This window comes from Nostocoides vanveenii (genome assembly GCF_039531165.1).
Lineage (GTDB): Bacteria > Actinomycetota > Actinomycetes > Actinomycetales > Dermatophilaceae > Nostocoides_A > Nostocoides_A vanveenii.
Map to the genome: position 1 here is coordinate 1 of NZ_BAAAPN010000023.1, position 19763 is coordinate 19763.

Consider the following 19763-nt stretch of genomic DNA (forward strand, 5'->3'; position numbering starts at 1 on the left):
CCGCTTCCCCTCCCCCGCAAGCGGGAGGTACCCCCACCGCGAATACGGCATCAACACCACCTGGCTTCTCGCGGTCGCGATCGGCGCCGACCTGACCGCCTGGCTGCGGCTGCTCGCGCTGCCCGAGACGTTGAAGACCTGCGAACCGAAAGCGCTGCGCTACCGCTTCCTCCACATCCCCGCCCGACTCACCACCAGCGGACGACGCCGCCACCTCCGCCTGCCGGAAACCTGGCCCTGGACCCAGGCCGCCGTCGCCGCATTCACCGCTGTGATGGCCATCCCGCTCCTGACCTGACAACACACTCGGCCCTGACCACCGCGACCCAAGGACCCTCGAAAACCCGCACCGCAGCGCCACGCGGCACCAACGCCTGCCCCCACACGCCGACAGCCCCTCCACGCCCCTCACGTCATCAAACCGCTGCCCCGTGAAAGACGGAGGCTAGCGCTGTCCTTCCCCAGGTCTTTCCACAGTCGGTGGGTTGGCCGTTACCGGAACGACATCGACTCTCTCGTCGGCGTGTCGAGGTCCTGACCTGCAAGGACCCCATTCGCTGTCCACACGATGGGGATAAGTCTGTGGATTACGCGACGCTTAGCCACCGCCGTCGGTGTGGACAAGCTCGGCGCGCCTGATGATGACGTGGGGACCGTCCTGCGCGTGTCCTCCCCAGCCCGTATGCCCGCCTGGGGACGCCCGTGTGAATCCCCACGTCGCGTTGCTCGTCCCCATCGTCGATCCACCGGTGATCCACGGTCCGCAACCGCCGCTGACCTGCGCGTTCGGCGAAGATCCACAGCATCCACACCCGCGATGACGATGACGACAATTGATCCAGTGGCTTTTTCGGCCCCGCGCACCAGTTGTGGAGATCGCCGTGACTACGCAGGAGGCGGGGGCCTCGGATAGTGTCAGCATTCCTATGGCGGGCGGTCGCTCGCCACGGCAGCTCTTGCCGCAATCCAAAGGTGGTTGGCGAAGTGAAGTTCCGTGTCGAGCGCGATGTTCTTGCCGAAGCGGTGACCTGGGTAGCCCGTGGCCTGCCGGTGCGACCGGCCGTCCCGGTGCTCGCCGGGGTGCTCATCGACGCCGGCACCGACGGCACGGTGACCCTGTCGGCGTTCGACTACGAGGTCTCGGCGCGCATCACGGTCAGCGCGGAGGTCTCCGAGCCCGGCACGGTGCTGGTGCTCGGGCGACTGCTCTCTGACATCTCGCGCAATCTCCCCGCGGACAAGCCGGTCGACGTCAGCACCGACGGATCCAAGGTGCTGGTCAACTGCGGCTCCTCCCGCTTCGCTCTGCTGCAGATGCCGGCCTCGGACTACCCGACCCTGCCGACCCAGCCCGAGTCAAGCGGCACCATCGACGGAGCCACCTTCACCCAGGCGGTAAGCCAGGTCGCGATCGCCGCTGACCGGGGCGACACCCTGCCGATCCTGACCGGCGTGCGCGTCGAGATCGAGGGCGAGAAGGTCACCTTCTTGGCCACCGACCGCTACCGGCTCGCCATGCGCGAGTTCACATGGAATCCCAGCTCGTCCGACGCCTCGCATATCGCGCTCATCCCGGCCAAGACCCTCTCGGAGATGGCGCGTTCGCTCGGCTCGGGCGGCTCGGTGGCCATCGCGCTGGGCTCGGCCGCCGGTGGCGACGGGCTCGTCGGCTTCGAGGCCGGCCAGCGACACAGCACCTCCCGGTTGCTCGACGGCGAATACCCCAAGGTCGCCAAGATCTTCCCCAGCAGCAGCGAGATCGAGGCCGTCGTCAAGACCGCCGACCTGATCGAAGCCGTCAAGCGCGTCGCACTCGTGGCCGAGCGCAATACGCCCGTGCGTCTGCGCTTCAGCCAGGGCCAGGTCGACATCGAGGCCGGCACCGGCGACGACGCGCAGGCGTCCGAGGCCGTCGAGGCTCGCCTCGATGGTGCGGATATCGATGTCGCCTTCAACCCCGCCTTCCTGCTCGACGGGTTGGGGGCACTCCCTACGCCCTATGCCCACCTGTCCTTCACGGCAGCGCTGAAGCCGGCGATGATCTCCGGACAGTCGGAGGAGGACGGGTCACCCGACGTCAGCTACCGCTACGTCCTGCAGCCGGTCCGCCTCACCTCATAAGCACGCCGCGACCTGCCCGGCACGGCGTCACTAGAGTGTGACCCACGCGCGAGCCCGCGCGAGCAATTGACGTCAGGAGAGGTGCACATGCAACTGGGCTTGATCGGGCTGGGCAAGATGGGTGGCAATATGCGCGAGCGGCTGCGCCGCGCCGGCCATGAGGTCATCGGCTACGACATCAATCCGGACATTTCCGATGTCAAGTCGCTCGCCGAACTGGTCAAGCAGTTGCCGGCCCCGCGCGTCGTTTGGACCATGGTTGCGGCCGGCGAGATCACTCGGCAGACCGTCGCCAAGCTCGGCGACCTGCTCGAGAAGGGCGACCTCGTCATCGACGGCGGCAACAGTCGATTCACCGACGACTTCGAGAACGAAAAGTTGTTGAAGGCCAAGGGCATCGGCTACCTCGACTGCGGTGTCTCCGGCGGCATCTGGGGCCTCGAGAACGGCTATGGCCTGATGGTCGGCGGCACCGCCACCAATGTCCGCCGGGCGATGCCGATCTTCGACGCGCTGCGCCCCGAGGGCCCGCGCGACGAGGGTTTCGTGCACGCCGGGAAAGTCGGCGCCGGGCACTACACCAAGATGGTCCACAACGGCATCGAGTACGGCCTGATGGCGGCGTATGCTGAGGGCTACGAGTTGCTGATGAAGAAGGACATCGTCGAGAACGTGCCCGGGGCCTTCAAGGCCTGGTCGCGCGGCACTGTCGTCCGGTCCTGGCTGCTCGATCTGATGGTCGATGCGCTGGAGAAGAATCCCGGCCTCGAGGGCGTCTCCGACTACACGGTCGACTCCGGTGAGGGCAAGTGGACGGTCGAGGAGGCCATCGCGCTCGATGTGCCGATGCCCGTCATCTCCTCCTCGCTCTTTGCCCGCTTCGCCTCGCGCCAGGCGATCAGCCCGACCATGCAGGCCGTATCCGCCCTGCGCGGCGAGTTCGGTGGCCACAAGGTCATGACGATCGCCGAGGGCGACGCGCTGCGCGGTGGCGCGGAAAAGGCGGCAAGCCCCGCCGCCGCGAAGCAAGCGACGTCCGTCTCGACCGCCAAGAAGGCGGCCAAGACCGCGACGAAGCGCTCGGCGACCGCCAAGAAGGCCGCCCAGAAGAAGACCGACGCCTAAGGGCACGGATCCAGCGCATACGCTGCACCGGTGCATGTCCGGCACCTCAGCCTGATCGACTTCCGCAGCTATCCGAGCGCGGAGGTTGCGTTGGGCCCGGGAGTGACCACGCTCCTCGGGCCCAACGGGCAGGGCAAGACCAATGTCGCCGAAGCCCTCGGCTATCTCGCGAGCCTGGAGAGCCATCGGGTCGCGAATGACGCTCCGCTCGTGCGTTTCGGCGCGAGCCAGGCCATCGTGCGCGGTGCCATCGTGCGCGACGCCCGCGAGACCCTCCTGGAGTTGGAGATCAACCCGGGCAAGGCCAATCGTGCCCGCCTGGGTCGTTCGCCGGTCGGGCGCCCCCGCGAGGTCCTCGGGACCTTGCGTTCGGTGCTCTTCGCTCCCGAGGACCTCGCCCTCGTCAAGGGCGACCCCGCCGCGCGCCGGCGATTTCTCGACGACCTCCTCGTCCAGCGGCAACCGCGCTGGGCCGGTGTGCGCGCGGATTACGACCGCATCCTCAAGCAACGCAATGCCCTGCTGAAATCCGCTGCCCCCGTGCTTCGCCGCGGCCGCCGGGCGCGACCGGTCGAGGGCGTGAGCGCGGCAAGCGAACGCGAGAGCGCGCTGCATACCTTGCACGTGTGGAATGCGAGCCTCGCCGGCTTCGGCGCGCAATTGCTGTATGCCCGCCTGCGTCTCGTCCGCGATCTCGGCACCCACCTCACCACGGCGTATGCGACGGTCAGCGGAGAGGACGGTCAGGCGCTCCTCAGCTATCGGTCGTCGCTCGCCGAGCCATGGGCCGCGGCCATCGCGGCCGGTGAGGTGCCCAGTGTCGAGGAGTTGATGGCCGGCTTCGCCGAGACGCTGATCGCGGTGCAGGAGAACGAGATCGACCGCGGTGTCTCGCTCGTCGGGCCGCATCGCGACGATCTGCTCTTGACCCTTGGTGAGCTCCCCGCGAAGGGGTATGCCAGCCACGGCGAGTCCTGGTCCTTTGCCCTAGGGCTCAAGCTCGCGGCCTACGCACTCTTGCGGCACGACCTGGGGACCGATCCGGTCCTGGTGCTCGACGATGTCTTCGCGGAGCTCGACTCGGGGCGCCGCGACCGGCTGGCCGCGCTGATTGCCGACTGCGAGCAGGTGCTGATCACCGCCGCGGTCGAGGCCGATATCCCTGCGGGCCTAAGCGGCCGGACCCTGGCCGTGACCCGCGGCTCCATCGGGCCCCGGGAGGAGTGATGGACCCCGACGAAGACGTGCTGCCCGATCCGGAGGAGTTCGTCCCGGATGCGTCGGTCGCTGCTGCCGAGGCCCTCGCCCGCGCCCGCGCGATGGCGCGGGCCCGCGGACTTCGGCCGGGCACCCCGGCCAAGCGCACGGCGGTGACCGGCGCCGGCCGGGACCCACGCGACGGCCGCGATCCGGCCCTGCTCGGCGAGGTCGTCGAACGCCTGATCACCGACCGGGGCTGGGAGCACGAGGTCGAGGTGGGCGGCGTCATCGGGCGGTGGGAGCAGATCGTCGGCCGCGAGCTGGCCGCCCATGCCGCCCCGGTGACCTTCACCGAGGGCGTGCTCACCATCCGTGCCGAGTCCACCGCCTGGGCCACGCAGCTGCGGATGCTGACCAACACCCTGCTCGCCCGGATCGAGAAGGAGATCGGGCCGGGCATCGTCGCCGAACTACACATCATCGGCCCCAGCGCGCCGAGTTGGTCCCACGGCCGGCGTAGCGTCACCGGCGGCCGCGGGCCGCGCGACACCTACGGCTGAATGCGCACCCGGATTGCACGGATGCACAGTCCGTATGCCGCTGGCGTGCGCCCCGCTGCCGGGCGCGCCTAGGTTCGCGCCCAACCGGCGACCCGAAGGAGTGCCCCATGCCCCGCCGCGCCATCCACACCGTGCTCGCCGTGGCCACGAGTGCCGCGCTGACGGTCCCGGCGGCCACGGCCGACGCGGCACCTCCGGCCGCGGCCGCAGCGGTGGCGAACGGCATACCGGCACGCCTCGATCTGCGGGTGCTCGTCGTCGACGACGGCGACTCCGGTGTGGCCGCAGTGCGCTCGCGCTTGGACGAGGAGGGGGTGCCCTACGAGCGCATCGACCTCGGTGACGCCGCGCGCCCGGTCCTGACGGCCGACTTCCTGGCCGGCACGGATGCCGGCGGCACCTTCGGGAAGTACTCCGCAGTGGTGCTGCCCAATGAGGCGCCCGCGGGGCTGAGCGCCGACGAGCAAGCGGCGCTCGCGGCCTACGAACGCGGATATCACGTGGGCAGATCGTCTCCAATACCTGGCCCAATCCGGCACTCGGCTTCGACTGGCCGCAGTGGTCGGGGGTCGTGGGCGGAATGGCGACGAGCGTGACCCCGGCGGCGAAGGCGGCCGGCTGGGGTTATCTCGCCGGCCCGGTCACTCTCGATGACGGCGACCCGAAGGTCGATGAGTCCTATGGCTATCTCGCGCCGGCGGCCCCGCCGCAGATGCCGTAACCCGGGCAGTCGTTGACGCCCTATCTGACCGCGCCGATCCCCGGCACCGGCGGCACCGGCGTGCTCATGGGCGAGTTCGACGACGACGGTCGTGAATCCCTCGTGCTCGGCTTCGCCAACAACCAGTGGCTGACGCACTTCAAGGTGCTCGGCCACGGCGTCGTCAGCTGGCTGACCCGTGGCGTATCGCTCGGGATCTATCGCAACGGGTTCTCGATCCACAGCGACGATCTTTTCCTGCCCGATGCCCGCTGGAGCATCGCCGGGCACGATCGGCGCGGACTGCGACCCGGACACCTATCCGCCGACGCTGGCGTCCAAGATCCGGATGAGCCTGCCGATGTCGCCTATCTGGTGGCCTGGCAAAGGCGCACCGGCCTCAAGATCGACCAGGCCTTCAACGGCTTCGGCTCCGGCGACTGGTCCGCGCAGACCGGCGCGCCGGACCCGCTGCTGCCGGCGATCACGGCCGCGAAGGGCAGCCTGCGCTTCATCATCCCCAATCTCGGGCCGGCCCGGACCGCGACCGGTGTGAAGTGGCCCGGCGCGGACGCCTCACGCGAGACCGTGGTGCGCCGCGTCGGCAGCGCCCGCACGGTGCCCCGGCACCCGATGAACAGCTTCGACAACGTCGGCACCAAGGCCGACGAGGTTGCCGAGTACAACTGGATCGACACCTCCCGCGACGACGGCGGGTCCGGCTACTGCGCCGACCATCCGGCGACCGAGACCTGCATCAGCCCGCTCGACCCGGTGAGCGGGTATGACGCCTACATCGTGCCGATCGAGAAGCGAATCGCGTTCTCCCACATCGTCGCCAACGACCCGATGCCGCACTCCGCGCACCAGGCCAACCTGGCCGAGGACCGGATCCTCTACCCCGTCCTCGACTCGATCCTCGCGACCTACCGCCGCACCTTCGCCGCGTCCGCACTCTTGGTCAACCCGCGCCTGACGAACGCCGGGGCCGCGCTGGCCCGGCTCCAGGACCGGGCGGGCCACAACCGGCGTGACCGCCCGGCTCGGGGGCCGCACCGTGACCGTCACCAATGGCTCCGCGGCCCGCGCGTCTGTGCCGGTCACCGCGCCCGCTGGCGCCACGGCTCCCGGTCTGACCGGCCGGTATGCCGGCTCCACCAGCGGGGGGGTCGCTCTCGACCCCGGCGCGACGGTGCGCGGCACGCTGACGGGGGATACGGCATACGGCAATCCGGGCGGAGCCCGCAGCGTGATGCGGCCGGCGATCTGGGTGCCGGCCCAGCATACGACGTGGAATGTGAACTATGCCGCGCCCATCGACTGACCAAGGACGTCGCGGTCTTCGATCTCGACTGGGAGGACACCAGGGCCGCGCAGGTGGCGGGGTTGCGGGCACGGGGCACGCATGCGATCTGCTACTTCAGCGCGGGGTCGTGGGAGAACTGGCGCTCGGATCAGGCGGCCCTCCCCGCGGCCGTCAAGGGACGCAATCTCTCCGGCTGGAAGGGCGAGAAATGGCTGGACACACGCGCGCTCGCGACGTTGCTGCCGATCATGGGCAAGCGGATGGATATGTGCAAGGCCAAGGGCTGCGAGTCCCTCGATCCGGACAATGTCGACGGCTAAGGCAACCGGACCGGCTTCCCGCTCACGCGTGCTGACTCGCTCGCCTACCTGCGGGCGCTGCTGGCCGTGGCGCACGAGCGGGGGTTGTCGACGGGGCTGAAGAATGCCGTGGAGCTGGTGCCCGCGCTCGCCGGCGAGATGGACTTCGCCGTCAACGAGTCGTGCGAGGTGTATGCCGAGTGCGGGGCCTACGCGCCGATGGTGGCCGGCGGCAAGGCGATCCTGCACATCGAGTACCGCGCGACCATCGCCGCGATCTGCGGAAATCGGCCGGCGGCCTTCTCGACGCTGTTGAAGAATCGCAGCCTGGATGCGGTGATCCTCGGCCGCTGATGAGCTCGGCGACGGCCTCGGGAGGACTCGGGTGCGCAAGAATGCGCGCGTGAGTAGGTGGGTGGCGCTGCTGCGGGCGGTGAACGTCGGTGCGCGGACGTATCCGATGGCGCAGGTGCGGGCGGCCCTCACCACCGCCGGGTATGCGGATGTCGAGACCCATATCCAGACCGGCAATATCTGCCTCAGCGCTCCGGCGCGGTCGGGGCCGAAACTGGAGTCGGCGCTCGAAGCCGTCTTCGCGGCCGACCGGGGATTCCGGGTGGCCACCTTCGTGCTCCGGCCCGCGGACGTGGCCGAGTTGGCGGACGCCACGGCGCAGTTGAGCGGGCTGCACCGGCCGGAGTTCGGGCACTATGTCTCGGTGTTGCGGTCGGCCCCGGACCCCACCCTGGTCGATCGGCTCGAGGATCTGCGGCGTCCCGGCGAACTGGTGGTCGTGCGCGGCCGCGCGGTGCATCTGCTTTATGACGTGCCTTATCACCAGGCCAAGACCTCGAACGCCACGATCGAGGCGGTGACCGGGGCCGAAGCGACCAACCGCAATGCCCGGGTCATCGGGCAATTGGCGGCGAAATGGGGTCATGGATGAGTGGCGACGGGACGACTGACCCCGTGCCCCGCGCAGCAGGCCTGGGAGAACGGGCAGCTAAGGACCCGGCCTACGGCAACCGCGGGCACGTGCCCGGCTGGCGCGGCGCGGTGCTGTCGGTGACCATCTCCGCGCTCCTGGCTGCGGCCGGCCTGCTGATCAAGGCGGGGCAGCCGAGCGCGCCGCCGGGTGGCAGCGCCAGCGTCGCGACCGCTGGCGTGCCCGGGATGAGATCGACACCCGGGCCCAGCGGGAGCGCGGCGGTGGCCATTCCATCGGACACCCGCACCACGTTCATCGCCACCGAGGCCGTGCCGAGCGGGGCGACGCCGTGCCCAGGCGGGGCCGGCACGCCCCGTGCCGCGGCGGCCAATGCGATCACCGGCTGCCCGCTGGCGCTGGCCGTGCGCGACGCGTGGCGGGCGCAGTCGCCGAGCATCGGCGCGTCGCTGACTTTGCAGGTCACCGACCCGTTGAGCGGCGAGAAGCTGGCGATCCGCTGCCTCGGCCGGCCGCCGATCGTGTGCATGGGGAGCAACGACCGGCTGATCTATCTCTACTGACTCGTGGGGCTTCGCCGAGCCGTTGTCGGTGCTCTCGGCAAGACTGGGGCGCATGAACAGCACCAGGCAGGGGAGCCCCAGGGGGCGCTGCACCATCATCCCGCCGCACATTCTCGAGCGGCTGGCCCAGTCCGGCGATATCGTCGTCGCCGCCGCCGCGCGCGAGGCCTTGATCGACATCGACCAAGGTCTGCTCGCCCGTCGGGCGCACGGGCGCGGCGAGACGGCCGCGCCGGGCAAGAAGCGCCTGACACCCGGGACCATCGAGGGTGGGCCGGTGCGGTTGATCAGCGACGCCAAGTCGAGCAACCGGCTTCCCGGCACCACGGTGCGGGGCGAGGGCGACCTGGCGACCGGTGACGACGCCTGCGACGAGGCGTATGACGGGCTGGGTGCGACATGGACGCTCTACGCCCAGGCCTTCGAACGCAACTCCCTGGACGGTAAGGGCCTGCCGCTGCGCGCGAGCGTGCATTACGGGCGCGGCTACGACAACGCCTTTTGGGACGGCACCCAGATGGTCTTCGGCGACGGGGACGGCAAGATCTTCGGCCGGTTCACGGCCAGCCTCGACGTCATCGGGCACGAGTTGGCCCATGGCGTCACCGAGCACACGGCCGGCCTGATGTATCAGGGGCAGCCGGGCGCGCTGAACGAGTCGATGTCCGATGTCTTCGGCTCGCTGGTCAAGCAGCGCGAGTTGGGCCAGGACGCCGCCGGCGCCGACTGGCTGATCGGTGCCGAGCTGCTGATCGGCGAGCTCGCCGGTCAGGCGCTGCGATCGATGAAGGCGCCGGGCACGGCATACGACAATCCGGTGCTGGGCAAGGACCCCCAGCCCGCGCACATGCGCGACTATGTCGACACCGACGACGACCACGGCGGGGTGCACATCAACTCGGGCATTCCCAACAAGGCGTTCTACCTGGCCGCGACGGCGCTGGGTGGCAACTCCTGGGAGGCGCCGGGGCACATCTGGTATGCCGCGCTGACCGGCACCGCGATCGCCGCAGACTGCGATTTCGCCACCTTCGCCCGGCTCACCCAGGACGCGGCGACCGGCCTGTATGGCGCGGACTCGCCCGAACTGGCCGCAGTCACGGCGGCGTGGAGCGAGGTGGGCGTGCTCGAGGCGGCCCCCTCGGGGCCGGGCTCGCCGGAGCCCGGTGATCCGCCCGCCCCGACCGGCGAGAGTGTGGTCGCGGTGACCCGCAGCGGCGGCTTTGCCGGGCGCACGGTGCGCCGGGAGGTCGCCCTGGACAATCTGCCCAAACGCGATGCGAAGGCCTGGAACCGGGTGCTGAGCAGCGACACCTTGCAGGTGCTTGAGACCCGAGCAGCCGCTACTCCTGAGCGCTCCCAGCCCGACCGCTTCTGCTACGGCGTGGCCTGCGATCTGCCCCGCGTGGACGTGAGCATTCCCGAGCAGCACCTGCCCGAGGATCTGCGACAACTCTTCGATCGCACACTGACCGACGAGTCGTGAGCGGTCCGGGTCCCGTGGTCAGGAGGCGGTGATCACGGGTCCCTTCGCCACGCCCGCCTCGATCAGTCGCCGGTGCAGGGTAGGGGCGAGCGCGTTGATGAAGGTCTTGGTCAGGTGTGACCCTGCGCGATAGAGCAGGATGTGGTCGAGCACCGGCGGGCAGGTCGCCGTCGTCGGGCAGACGACGTCATTCATCGTCACGAAGACGGCGTCCGGCACCTGCTGGGCGATGGCGCGCAGCGCCGGCGTGCCCGACCCGTCGTTTTTGCGGAACGAACAATCGGCGACATAGTCCGTCGCCGCTCGCAGGCAGTCGAATATCGAACTCTTGCCCGGTTGCGGGGTGTCGGCGAGCAGTACCGCCCGCGTGCCGATAGCCGTATGCAGCTGGGTCAGCAGCGCGCTCTCGGAGCGGATCACCTGGTCGGTGCGCGAGATGTGCGAGGAAAAGATGAGCTTCGGCTTCTCCTCATCCCGCAACTGGGTGAAGACCCGCTCGACGAAGCGCGAACAGTTCGTCTGATCCGCCTCGGTCGCGAATGGGCAGGAACTGCGCGAATAGAACAGCACCCGCCAGTGCTCGACCTCGGCGATCCGCTGGAGGGCCGGCATCCATTGGCCGATCTTGGAGTCCCCGACGATCGCCACCGGTTGGCCATGTGGGTCGCCGTAGACGCACCGGCCGGCAGGGGGTGGCGTGTCGACGTCCGCGGTGAAGCGGCACCCATCGCGGTAGTAGTCGGGCTCGTCGGCCAAGGCCGCTCCACCGCTGGGGCGATACTCGCCCGAGCGGGTGGGCACCGACGGCGCGGCGACCGTCACGGTCGGGCTCTGACTGCCGCCCGAGACCACGGGGCTGGTGGTGCATGCTCCGAGAGCGGCCACCGTCGCAAGGAGGGCAACCAGCCGGTGAACGCCCCGCCAGGCGGCCGTCACGGCATGTCCAGGACCAGGCGGCGATCGCGTTGCGCAGCGAGGAAGAACTCCTTGACCGCATCCAGCGAAGCCGTCCACGACCCGCCGGTGCGCAACCGGACCGACGCCGTGCGCTCCTCGATCTCGCGGCCACCGACAACGATGGTCACCGGGACCTTGCGCATCGAGTGGGTCCGGATCTTGGCCTGCATGCGGGCGTCAGAGACGTCGGCCTCGGCGCGCAATCCGGCGGCATACAGCTCGTCGGCGACCGCCTGCGCGCCCTCGTCGAAGGTGTCGGTGACCGGAACGACGACGATCTGCTCGGGGGCCAGCCAGAAGGGGAAGGCGCCGGCATACTGCTCGGTCAAGAACGAGACGAACCGCTCGTGCGAGCCGAGCGGCGCCCGGTGGATGACGATCGGGGTCTTCTCGGTGCCGTCGGAGGCCTTGTAGGACAAGCCGAACTGGCGCGGGGTGTAGAGGTCGACCTGGTTGGTCGACGCGGCGAACTCCCGCCCGGTGACCGACTTGATGATGAAGTCGATCTTGGGGCCGTAGTGCGCCGCGCCGCCCACATCGAGGACGAACGGGATGCCGGACTTCTCCATCGCGCCCCGCGTGATCGCCTCAGCACGCTGCCACATCTCTTCGTCGTCGTGGTATTTGTCGGTGTTCTCCGGATCCCGGACGGCGAGCACCATGTGGAAGTCGGTGATGCCGAGGGCCTGGTAGTACATCTCGTGCATCCGCATGACCTCGAGGAACTGCTCCTCGGCCTGCTCGTCGGTGCAATAGATGTGCGCGTCGTTCTGGGTGAACCCGCGGGTCCGCATCAGGCCCTGGAGTTGCCCGGACTTCTCGAAGCGATAGACGGTGCCGTATTCGCCGACCTTGTAGGGCAGGTCGCGATAGGACTTCGGTCGCGCCCGGTAGACCATGTGGTGATGCGGGCAGTTCATCGGCCGCAGATAGTAGGTCTCGTCCTCGATCGAGATCGGGGCGTACATATCGTCGGCGTAGTAGGGCAGGTGGCCGGAGAGGAAGTAGAGGTCCTCCTTGGCCAACTGTGGGGTCACGACCCGCTTGTAGCCGAGTGACCGCTCGGTCTCGCGCGCCCACTTCTCCAACTCGTCGCGGACGATGGTGCCATTGGGCAGCCACAGCGGCAGTCCCTTGCCGATGTGCTCATCGAACGTGAACAGGTCGAGCTGCTCGCCGAGCTTGCGGTGGTCGCGCTTGAGGCGCTCCTCGCGTTCGGTCAGATAGGTCTTGAGCGCCTTGCGGTCGAGGAAGCAGGTCCCGTAAATCCGTTGCAGCTGAGGGCGCTTCTCATCGCCTCGCCAGTAGGCCGCCGCCGCGTGGGTCAAGGTGAAGACGCCCAGGTATTTGGTGTCGAGCACGTGCGGACCGCGGCACAGGTCGGTCCATTGGCGCTCGCCGGCATACGAGAGGTTGTCGTAGTAGGAGAGCGCGTCATCGCCATAGGGGTCGCCCTCGAAGCGCCAGGCCACGGGGTGGGTCGCGATGAGTTCCTGTTTCAGCGGCTCCTCGGTGGCCTCCGCCTCGGCGGCGCCGACGCTGGCCAACACGCGACGGCGGAAGAGCTGACCCTCGCCGACGATGCGGCGCATCTCCTCCTCCAGGACCGCCAGGTCGTCCGGGGTGAAGTTGTGATCGGTGAGGAAGTCGTAATAGAAGCCTTCGGCAGTCGGCGGGCCGATGCCTAGGCGCGCGCTGGGGAAGAGGTTCTGCACCGCCTGCGCCATGATGTGGGTCGTCGAGTGACGGATGATCGCCAGGCCGGCCGCCGAATTGCGCTGGATCAGCTCGGCCTCGGTGTCGGTCTCGGGGATCCAGGTCAGGTCGCGCTCGACGCCGTCATCGGTCTTGACCGCGATGACGCCGGTGGGGCCGTTGAGCAGGATGTTTTGCTCGGTCAGCGTGTCGACGACGGACGTGTCGGCGGGCAGGAGCAAGCGACGGTTTGCCGCGTCCGACATGACCGGCACCCCTTTCGATGGGTTGGCGATAACGCTCAATCTTAAGGTTGGCTCCGGCACATCGAGACGCGGCATCTGGCCTGGTGGATCATTTCGGCCGGTGTTCATCACTCCCCGACGGGCCAGTGCTGGATGTCGACGCCGGGCATGGGGAAGTCTTTGGGGTTACCCGTGGCCAGGGGTGCGCCGGCGAGATGAGCCGCGGCGGCGATCAGGCAATCGGCTTGCCAGAGGGTCTTGCCCAGCGCCGCGTAGGTGCGGCGCCACGTGCCAGCGATCCACGCCGCTTCCGCGGTAATGGGCATGACGATCAGGCCGGAGGCGAGGTGCTGTGCGGCCACCTCCTCGGGTGGCCGCAAACCACGGACGATCTCCTCGATGTTGATGGCCGTCGTTGCGGCGCGCACGCCACGTTCGGCAAGTCCGGTGACGCGTTCTGCGGCTGGCCGCCCACGCAGATGGTCGATGAGCACCGTCGTGTCGAGAAAGAGCAGCACCGATCAGCCCGCCCGGCGCGCATCCGCGTGCCGGCCGGCCCGCACCCACGCGGCTGGGTCGTCATCCCACTCGTGGGGGCCACTCTCGCGAAGGACGCCCGCGGACGACCGTAACGCCTCGGCGCGCCGCGCCTCGTCGAGAGCCTTGATGACCGCACGCCGAACGAAGGCCGATCGCTCGCGTGGACCGGCAAGCCGGTCGACCTCGGCGACGAGGTCGTCGTTGAGCTCTATGTGCATTCTCATGTGTAAACGCTAGCACCAACAATTTCACCCACGGAGGAATTCGTCACTGACCGAGCGGCGGCAGGTCGCGCTCGAAGAGCCAGGGCCGCAGTTCCGGGACCGGCCGGCCGAGATAGGCCTCGATATGCGCCAGGAAGGCCTCGGTCGACACATTGCCGCCCGAGCGGGCGGCGACCCAGGTGCGCAGGATGGCGAAGAAGCTGGCATCGCCCACGGCCTGCCGGAGGGTGTGCACGGTGAGGGCGCCGCGCTTGTAGACCCAGTCGTCGAACATCGCCCGCAGCCCCGGATCGGTGAGCGTATGCCCGCGCGGCGGCAGCGCGAGCCGGCTGTAGTGGTCCGCCGCGTGCTCGCTCGCAGGCTGGCCGCCAGCGGCCTCCGACCACAGCCACTCGGCGTAACACGCGAAGCCCTCGTGCAGCCAGATGTCGCGCCAGTCGGCGGCCGTCAGGGCGTTGCCGAACCATTGGTGAGCGAGTTCGTGCGCGACCAGCCGTTCGTTCGCCCAGGCCGGGGCCGCGTGGTTGCGCCCAAAACTGGAGAGCGCCTGCGCCTCCAAGGGGATCTCCAGCGGGTCGTCGGTCACGACCGCGGTGTAGGTAGCGAATGGGTAGGGCCCGAAGCGGGAGATGAACGCGGCGACCATCTCCCCCTGCCGGGCGAAAGCCGACCCGGCCCCCACATCCAGCCCAGCCGGCGCGACGATCGCGACGGGGACGGGCGCTGGGACGGGGCGAACGGCATACTGGCCGATCTGCACGGTGGCGAGATAGGTCGCGGTGGGCTCGTCGTGGGCATACGTCCACGTGGTGCGCCCCGAGCGCGTATGCCGTTCCTTCAGCACCCCGCCCGCGGCGACGTGGTAGCCGGCCTCGGTCGTGACGGTGATCGCGAAGGGGGCCTTGTTGCTCGGCCGGTCGTTGCACGGAAACCAGGATGGCGCGCCGTGCGGCTGGGAGCCGACGAGGACGCCATCGGTGAGTTCCTCCCAGCCGGCGCGTCCGTGCGCGCCGGGCATCGGGCGGGGCTTGCCGGCATACGCCACGTCGATCTCGAAGCGGGCGCCGTGCTGCTGACTGGTGCGGACGATCAGCCGACTGCCGCGCTGGGCGTATTTGACCGGCCTGCCGCCGACCCGGACACGCGAGACGTGGAGGTTGTAGAGGTCGAGGGCGATCTCGTTCAGGTCGGTCAGGGCCTCGGCGGTGATGACCGCCGTGCCGACGAGGTGATTGGTCGCGACCCTGTAGTCGAGGGTCAGGCCGTAGTGCCGGGCTGCGAAGCGGACGTCGCCGTGGGTGGGCAGATAGCTGTCCGGGGCGGGCAGGGGCGGGTGGGGCACGAGGGGATTTTCGCTCATGGGTCGCGGTGATCAGTGCCCGGGGCGCGTGAGAATGTCGGGCTCGGCCAAGATCGCGGCGAGTTCGCCGATGTGGTCGTGCTCCTGGCTCCAGGGGCTGATCGGGTTGCCGATCCACCGCGACTTGTCCGGCACTGACTCCCCGCGCATCACCAGCGAGGCCGGCCCGATGGTCGCGTGCCGGCCCAGGGTGGCGGCCGGCAGGACGACGCTATTTGGGCCGAGGGTCGAGCCGGCGCGCAGGGTGACGGTGTCGAGGCTGAGCACCCGGTCGTGAAAGAGGTGCGTCTGCACCACGCAGCCCTGCCCGACCGTCGCGCCATCGCGCAGGTCGATCAGATCGGGCTCGGGCAGCCAGTAGGTCTCGCACCACACGCCGGCGCCGACCCGGGCGCCGAGGGTGCGCAACCAGAGGTTGAGCACCGGCGTGCCGGTCGTCGCCCGGGCGAACCAGGGCGCGGCAATCACCTCGGTGAAGGTGTCGGCGAGTTCATTGCGCCAGACGAAAGAACTCCACAGCGGGTGATCCCCGGGCCGGACCTTGCCCACGAGCAGCCATTTGGCAGCGGTTGTCAGGGCGGCGGCGATTGCGCCGGCGGCCATGAGAACCACGCCTGAGAGGGCTGCGGCGAGTGGCCAGCCCTTGCCCGTCAGCGCCCAGAGCGCGGCGACCGTCACCAGGGCGAGGGCCACGGCGAGGCATTGCGGGATGAAACGGCAAGCCTCTACCAGGGCGCGCGCCACCCGCAGGTGGGTCGGCGGGTGGAAGGTGCGCTGCTGGTCGACCTCGCCCGGGGCGCGGCGCAGTTGCTCCGGTGGTGAGCCGACCCATGACGTGCCGGCCTTCGCCTCGCGCTTGCGGGGGGCGGCGGACAGGACGGCGACCAGGCCGGCCTTGGGCACCTTGCGGCCGGGGGCAGCCATGCCGGAGTTGCCGACGAAGGCGTGCTTGCCGACCTTGACCTCGTCCACCCGTAGCCAACCGCCGCCGAGTTCATAGCCGCCGATGAGGGTGTCGTCGGCGAGGAAGGCGCCTTGACCGACGGTCGTCAGCTTGGGAATGAGCAGCACCGTGGACGCCTCGACGTCCGGGCCGAGCCGGGCGCCGAGGGCCCGCAGCCAGGGGGGTGTCAGTGCGCTGGAGTACAACGGGAACAACCAGGTCCGTGCCTCGTCGAGGAGGCGGATCGTCGACCAGGCCTGCCAGGCCTGGCGGCCCTGCACGGGATGGGTGCCCGGGGTCAGCCCCCAGCCCAGCAGCCGCACGAGAAGGAGGATCATCAACGCCAGAGTGACAAAACCCGTCAGCGTCCCGACCGGCAGCCACCACGCCGCCGCGGCGAGGGCAGCCCCCGCCGAGCCCGTATGCCGCACGGCCGGCCACGCGGTCAGCGCGCCGGCCGCGATCGCCAGCATCGGCAGGCCGGCGATGACGAGGGAGGAAGCGGCATACGCGAGCACCCAGCGCGGCTTGTTGAGCCGGCGCCCGGTGGCGTCGACGGGCGGCGTCGCGGACCACCACGCGGCGGCCGGCTGGCCGGTCGAGCGGGCCGGGGAGCCGGACCAGCGCTCACCGGCCGGTACCTGCCCGAAGACGGCCGATCCCGCGACGACCTCGGCACCGTCCCCGATGTCGGCGCCCGGGCACAAAGTCGACCGGGCGCCAACGCGGGCGTCGCGTCCGATGCGGACCGGGCCGATCTTGAGGCGGTCCCCGTCGAGCCAGTGGCCGGTCAGATCGACCTCGGGTTCGATGCTGGCTCCGTCCCCGATGCGCAGCATGCCCGTGACCGGCGGCAGCGCGTGCAGGTCGACATCGCGGCCGATGTCGGCGCCGAGCAGGCGGGCATACCAGCGCAGCAGCACGGCACCGGCGCTCGAGGTTGCGCCGACCTCATCGACCCAGCGTTCGGCGAGCCAGACGCGCATATTAACCCGGCCGCCGCGAGGGTAGTCGCCCGGCGTGATCCCGGCGAGGATCACGCGCGCACCGGCGGCGGCGAGGAGCATCCGGCCGACCGGTGTGATCAGCACGACCGCCCCCACCAGCGGCCACCACCAGCTGACCGGGTGCGCCAACGGCAGGCCGGCACCGCCCGGCGTGACCCTGGCCAGCGGGCCGCCCGCGGCGAGCAGATTGGTCGCGATGGCGACATAGGTCAGCCAGCGCAGCCCGCGGATCGTGGTCAAGGGCAGGTGGGCGGCCACCTGGCCGGCCTGGGTCTTGCGCTCGACCGGCCGGACGTTCTTGTTCAGCCGGGAGGTCGGGATCGCCATCTCGTCCAGATGCGCGGCCAGGGCGGCCAGCGTGGGGTGGTCATAGATGTCGGCGATCGTGATCTCCGGGTGTGTCTCGCGCAGCCGGGCGACCATCTGGGCGGCCATCAGGCTGCCGCCACCGAGATCGAAGAAGTCGTCGTCAAGGCGCTCGGGTGCGGCCCCGATGATCTCCTCCCAGAGCCCCCGGATGCGCTCCTGGGTGCCGTCCAGGCGCAGGCCACTCGCCCCGTCGGGCCGCCCGACGGTTGGCAACGGCCAGGGCAGGGCGTCGCGGTCGATCTTGCCGCTGATGCGGGTCGGCAGGCTGGCCACCGGAGCCAGGCGAGGCACCAGCGCCGCCGGCATGGTGGCGCGCAGGTGCGCCATCGCGGCCCGCGCATCGAAGGCCTCGTCGACGGTCACATAGCCGACGAGGATCTTCGAACCGCTCGCCGTGGCGCGCACCGCGACCGCGGCGGCCGACACCCCGGGCAGGGCGAGCAGCGCCGAGTCGATCTCGCCGAGTTCGATGCGCCGCCCGCCGACCTTGACCTGGTCGTCGGCCCGGCCGAGGAAGCGCAGGCCCTCGGGGTCGTTGACGACGAGGTCGCCCGAACGATAGGCGCGTTCCCAGCCCAGGGTGGGCATGGCGGCATACACCTCGGCGTCCTTGACCGGGTCGAGATAGCGCGCCAGCCCGACCCCGCCGATGATCAACTCGCCGCTCTCGCCGGCCGGGACTTCCTGCCCCGCGCCGTCGACCACCGCCAGATCCCAGCCGTCCAGCGGCAGCCCGATGCGCACCGGCGGCTCGCCGGTCATCCGGGCACCGCACGCGACGACCGTCGCCTCGGTCGGACCATAGGTGTTCCAGACCTCGCGGCCGGGGCGCACGAGGCGGGCGTTCAGCTCCGGCGGCAGCGCCTCGCCGCCGAGAATCACGAGGCGCACCTTGGCCAGCGCCTCGATCGGCCACAACGCCACCAGCGTCGGCACCGTCGAGACGATGGTGATCCGGTTCGCGGTCAGCCAGGGTGCCAAATCCATCCCCGAGCGGACCAGCGAGCGCGGCGCCGGGACCAGGCACGCGCCATACCGCCAAGCGAGCCACATCTCCTCGCAACTGGCGTCGAAGGCGACCGAGAGCCCGGCCATCACCCGATCTCCGGGAGCGATCGGGTTCTCCTGCAAGAACATCCGCGACTCGGCGTCGACGAATGCCGCCGCACTGCGATGGGTCACCGCAACGCCCTTCGGTTTCCCCGTCGACCCAGAAGTGAAAATCACCCACGCGTCGTCGGCGACCGAGGGACCTTCCGGTTCCCGGGCGGACCGCGCCCGCGGCACGGTGATCGTCAGCCCGTCACCGAGGACTGCCGCGACTGCCGCTTCCTCGAAGACCGTGCGGGCGCGCTCATCCGGGTCGTCTGCGTCCACGGGGACATAGGCCGCGCCGGCGAGCAGGATGCCCATGATCGCGACATACAGATCGGTGGTGCCGGAAGCGATCCGCACGCCGACTTTGTCGCCGGGCCCGACGCCGGCGGCGGCCAGCGCCTCAGCGACCTCGCTCGCGGCGTCGTCGAACTCGGCATAGGTCAGGACTTCGGCGCCATTGTCCAGCGCCGGCTCGTCCGGGCAGCGCCGCACGGTGGCACGGAAGATGTCGACCAAGGTCCGGGGCGGAGGTGCCAGGGTGCCACGACGCAATGCTTCGCCCGTCCCTGCCGCCGGCTCGCTCACTGGTCCATTCTGTCGAATCGAAACCGCTTGGGCCCGGCAGGTGACGCAACGCGGGGATCGATTGCCAGGTCGAACGGATCGGGGATGGGCCTGACCGTCGAGAGCCTGCACCAGGCCCGGTCTCCGAGGGCAGCACGGAGCCGGTCGGGGCCAGGCGCCGCGATCAGCCAGGCCAGCGTCAACGCGCTCACCTGCGCTTCGTCCACGCTTGGTTGCTCCCGGCGAATCCGCTGGCGGAACATCTCGACGCCGAACTCATGCATCTCCAAGGCATCCCGCACACGCTGAGCCTCCGAGGTTGCGGCACGACCCGGCCATCGGCTCTCTGCGGTCGCCCTCACAGGTCGATCCTAGAGTCGTGGTCTGACGGGAGGTCCTGCGTGATCGTCCAATCCCCGAGGCCGGCGGACGGCGACGCGGCGGGGTCGGCTGGA

General features: G+C 69.8%; 17 protein-coding genes and 1 pseudogene. 11 read left to right on the top strand and 7 right to left on the bottom strand.

Annotation, left to right across the window (positions count from 1 at the left end; all coding sequences use genetic code 11):
- The 11 genes and pseudogenes from ABD209_RS04365 to ABD209_RS04415 all read left to right on the top strand — a co-directional run.
- Window positions 1-298 (top strand): transposase (locus tag ABD209_RS04365; RefSeq protein WP_344062644.1); only part of this gene is annotated, 298 nt, incomplete at its 5' end.
- Window positions 299-984: 686 nt separating this feature from the next.
- Window positions 985-2121, top strand: a complete 1137-nt coding sequence (gene dnaN, locus ABD209_RS04370; RefSeq protein ID WP_344062647.1) for a DNA polymerase III subunit beta — start codon at window positions 985-987, stop codon at window positions 2119-2121.
- Between the two features lie 87 nt (window positions 2122-2208).
- On the top strand, window positions 2209-3246 hold the full coding sequence (gnd, locus tag ABD209_RS04375; RefSeq protein WP_344062650.1) for a phosphogluconate dehydrogenase (NAD(+)-dependent, decarboxylating): 1038 nt from the start codon (window positions 2209-2211) through the stop codon (window positions 3244-3246).
- A 30-nt stretch (window positions 3247-3276) separates the two neighbouring features.
- Entirely contained in the window at window positions 3277-4473 is a 1197-nt protein-coding gene (gene recF, locus ABD209_RS04380; protein WP_344062653.1) for a DNA replication/repair protein RecF, read from the top strand.
- Window positions 4473-5006 (top strand): DciA family protein, encoded by a 534-nt coding sequence (locus ABD209_RS04385; protein ID WP_344062658.1) that lies wholly within the window; start codon window positions 4473-4475, stop codon window positions 5004-5006. Before recF ends, ABD209_RS04385 begins: the two co-directional genes overlap by 1 nt.
- A gap of 107 nt (window positions 5007-5113) precedes the next feature.
- Window positions 5114-5602 (top strand): hypothetical protein, encoded by a 489-nt coding sequence (locus tag ABD209_RS04390; protein WP_344062660.1) that lies wholly within the window; start codon window positions 5114-5116, stop codon window positions 5600-5602.
- A complete protein-coding gene (locus ABD209_RS04395; RefSeq protein ID WP_344062663.1) occupies window positions 5599-5727 on the top strand; it encodes a hypothetical protein in 129 nt (42 codons plus the stop codon). The genes ABD209_RS04390 and ABD209_RS04395 overlap by 4 nt, the downstream gene beginning before the upstream one ends.
- A 612-nt stretch (window positions 5728-6339) precedes the next feature.
- Window positions 6340-7665: pseudogene (locus tag ABD209_RS04400) on the top strand (endo alpha-1,4 polygalactosaminidase).
- Window positions 7666-7714: 49 nt separating this feature from the next.
- Window positions 7715-8257, top strand: a complete 543-nt coding sequence (locus tag ABD209_RS04405) for a DUF1697 domain-containing protein (protein ID WP_344062666.1) — start codon at window positions 7715-7717, stop codon at window positions 8255-8257.
- Between the two features lie 23 nt (window positions 8258-8280).
- The gene (locus ABD209_RS04410; protein ID WP_344062669.1) at window positions 8281-8820 is read left to right on the top strand and encodes a hypothetical protein; all 540 of its coding nucleotides are present in this window, start codon (window positions 8281-8283) and stop codon (window positions 8818-8820) included.
- A gap of 52 nt (window positions 8821-8872) precedes the next feature.
- Window positions 8873-10306: a protealysin inhibitor emfourin gene (locus tag ABD209_RS04415; RefSeq protein ID WP_344062672.1), complete on the top strand. Its 1434-nt coding sequence runs from the start codon at window positions 8873-8875 to the stop codon at window positions 10304-10306.
- Window positions 10307-10324: 18 nt separating this feature from the next.
- On the opposite strand, the gene ABD209_RS04420 is transcribed toward ABD209_RS04415, so the two are convergent.
- The 7 genes from ABD209_RS04420 to ABD209_RS04450 form a co-directional block, all read right to left on the bottom strand.
- Window positions 10325-11242 carry an SGNH hydrolase domain-containing protein gene (locus tag ABD209_RS04420; protein ID WP_344062674.1) on the bottom strand — a complete coding sequence of 306 codons (918 nt, stop codon included), beginning with the start codon at window positions 11240-11242 and terminating at the stop codon, window positions 10325-10327.
- Window positions 11239-13224: a threonine--tRNA ligase gene (gene thrS / locus ABD209_RS04425; RefSeq protein WP_344062680.1), complete on the bottom strand. Its 1986-nt coding sequence runs from the start codon at window positions 13222-13224 to the stop codon at window positions 11239-11241. Before thrS ends, ABD209_RS04420 begins: the two co-directional genes overlap by 4 nt.
- A 107-nt stretch (window positions 13225-13331) precedes the next feature.
- On the bottom strand, window positions 13332-13721 hold the full coding sequence (locus ABD209_RS04430) for a PIN domain-containing protein (protein ID WP_344062683.1): 390 nt from the start codon (window positions 13719-13721) through the stop codon (window positions 13332-13334).
- Window positions 13722-13724: 3 nt separating this feature from the next.
- Complete coding sequence (locus ABD209_RS04435; RefSeq protein WP_344062686.1) at window positions 13725-13967, bottom strand: type II toxin-antitoxin system VapB family antitoxin; 243 nt, start codon at window positions 13965-13967, stop codon at window positions 13725-13727.
- 43 nt (window positions 13968-14010) lie between these two features.
- Window positions 14011-15309: a M1 family metallopeptidase gene (locus ABD209_RS04440; RefSeq protein ID WP_344062689.1), complete on the bottom strand. Its 1299-nt coding sequence runs from the start codon at window positions 15307-15309 to the stop codon at window positions 14011-14013.
- Window positions 15310-15339: 30 nt separating this feature from the next.
- Window positions 15340-19329 carry a Pls/PosA family non-ribosomal peptide synthetase gene (locus ABD209_RS04445; RefSeq protein ID WP_344062692.1) on the bottom strand — a complete coding sequence of 1330 codons (3990 nt, stop codon included), beginning with the start codon at window positions 19327-19329 and terminating at the stop codon, window positions 15340-15342.
- Window positions 19326-19670 (bottom strand): hypothetical protein, encoded by a 345-nt coding sequence (locus ABD209_RS04450; protein WP_344062694.1) that lies wholly within the window; start codon window positions 19668-19670, stop codon window positions 19326-19328. The genes ABD209_RS04445 and ABD209_RS04450 overlap by 4 nt, the downstream gene beginning before the upstream one ends.
- Between the last annotated feature and the right edge of the window lie 93 nt (window positions 19671-19763).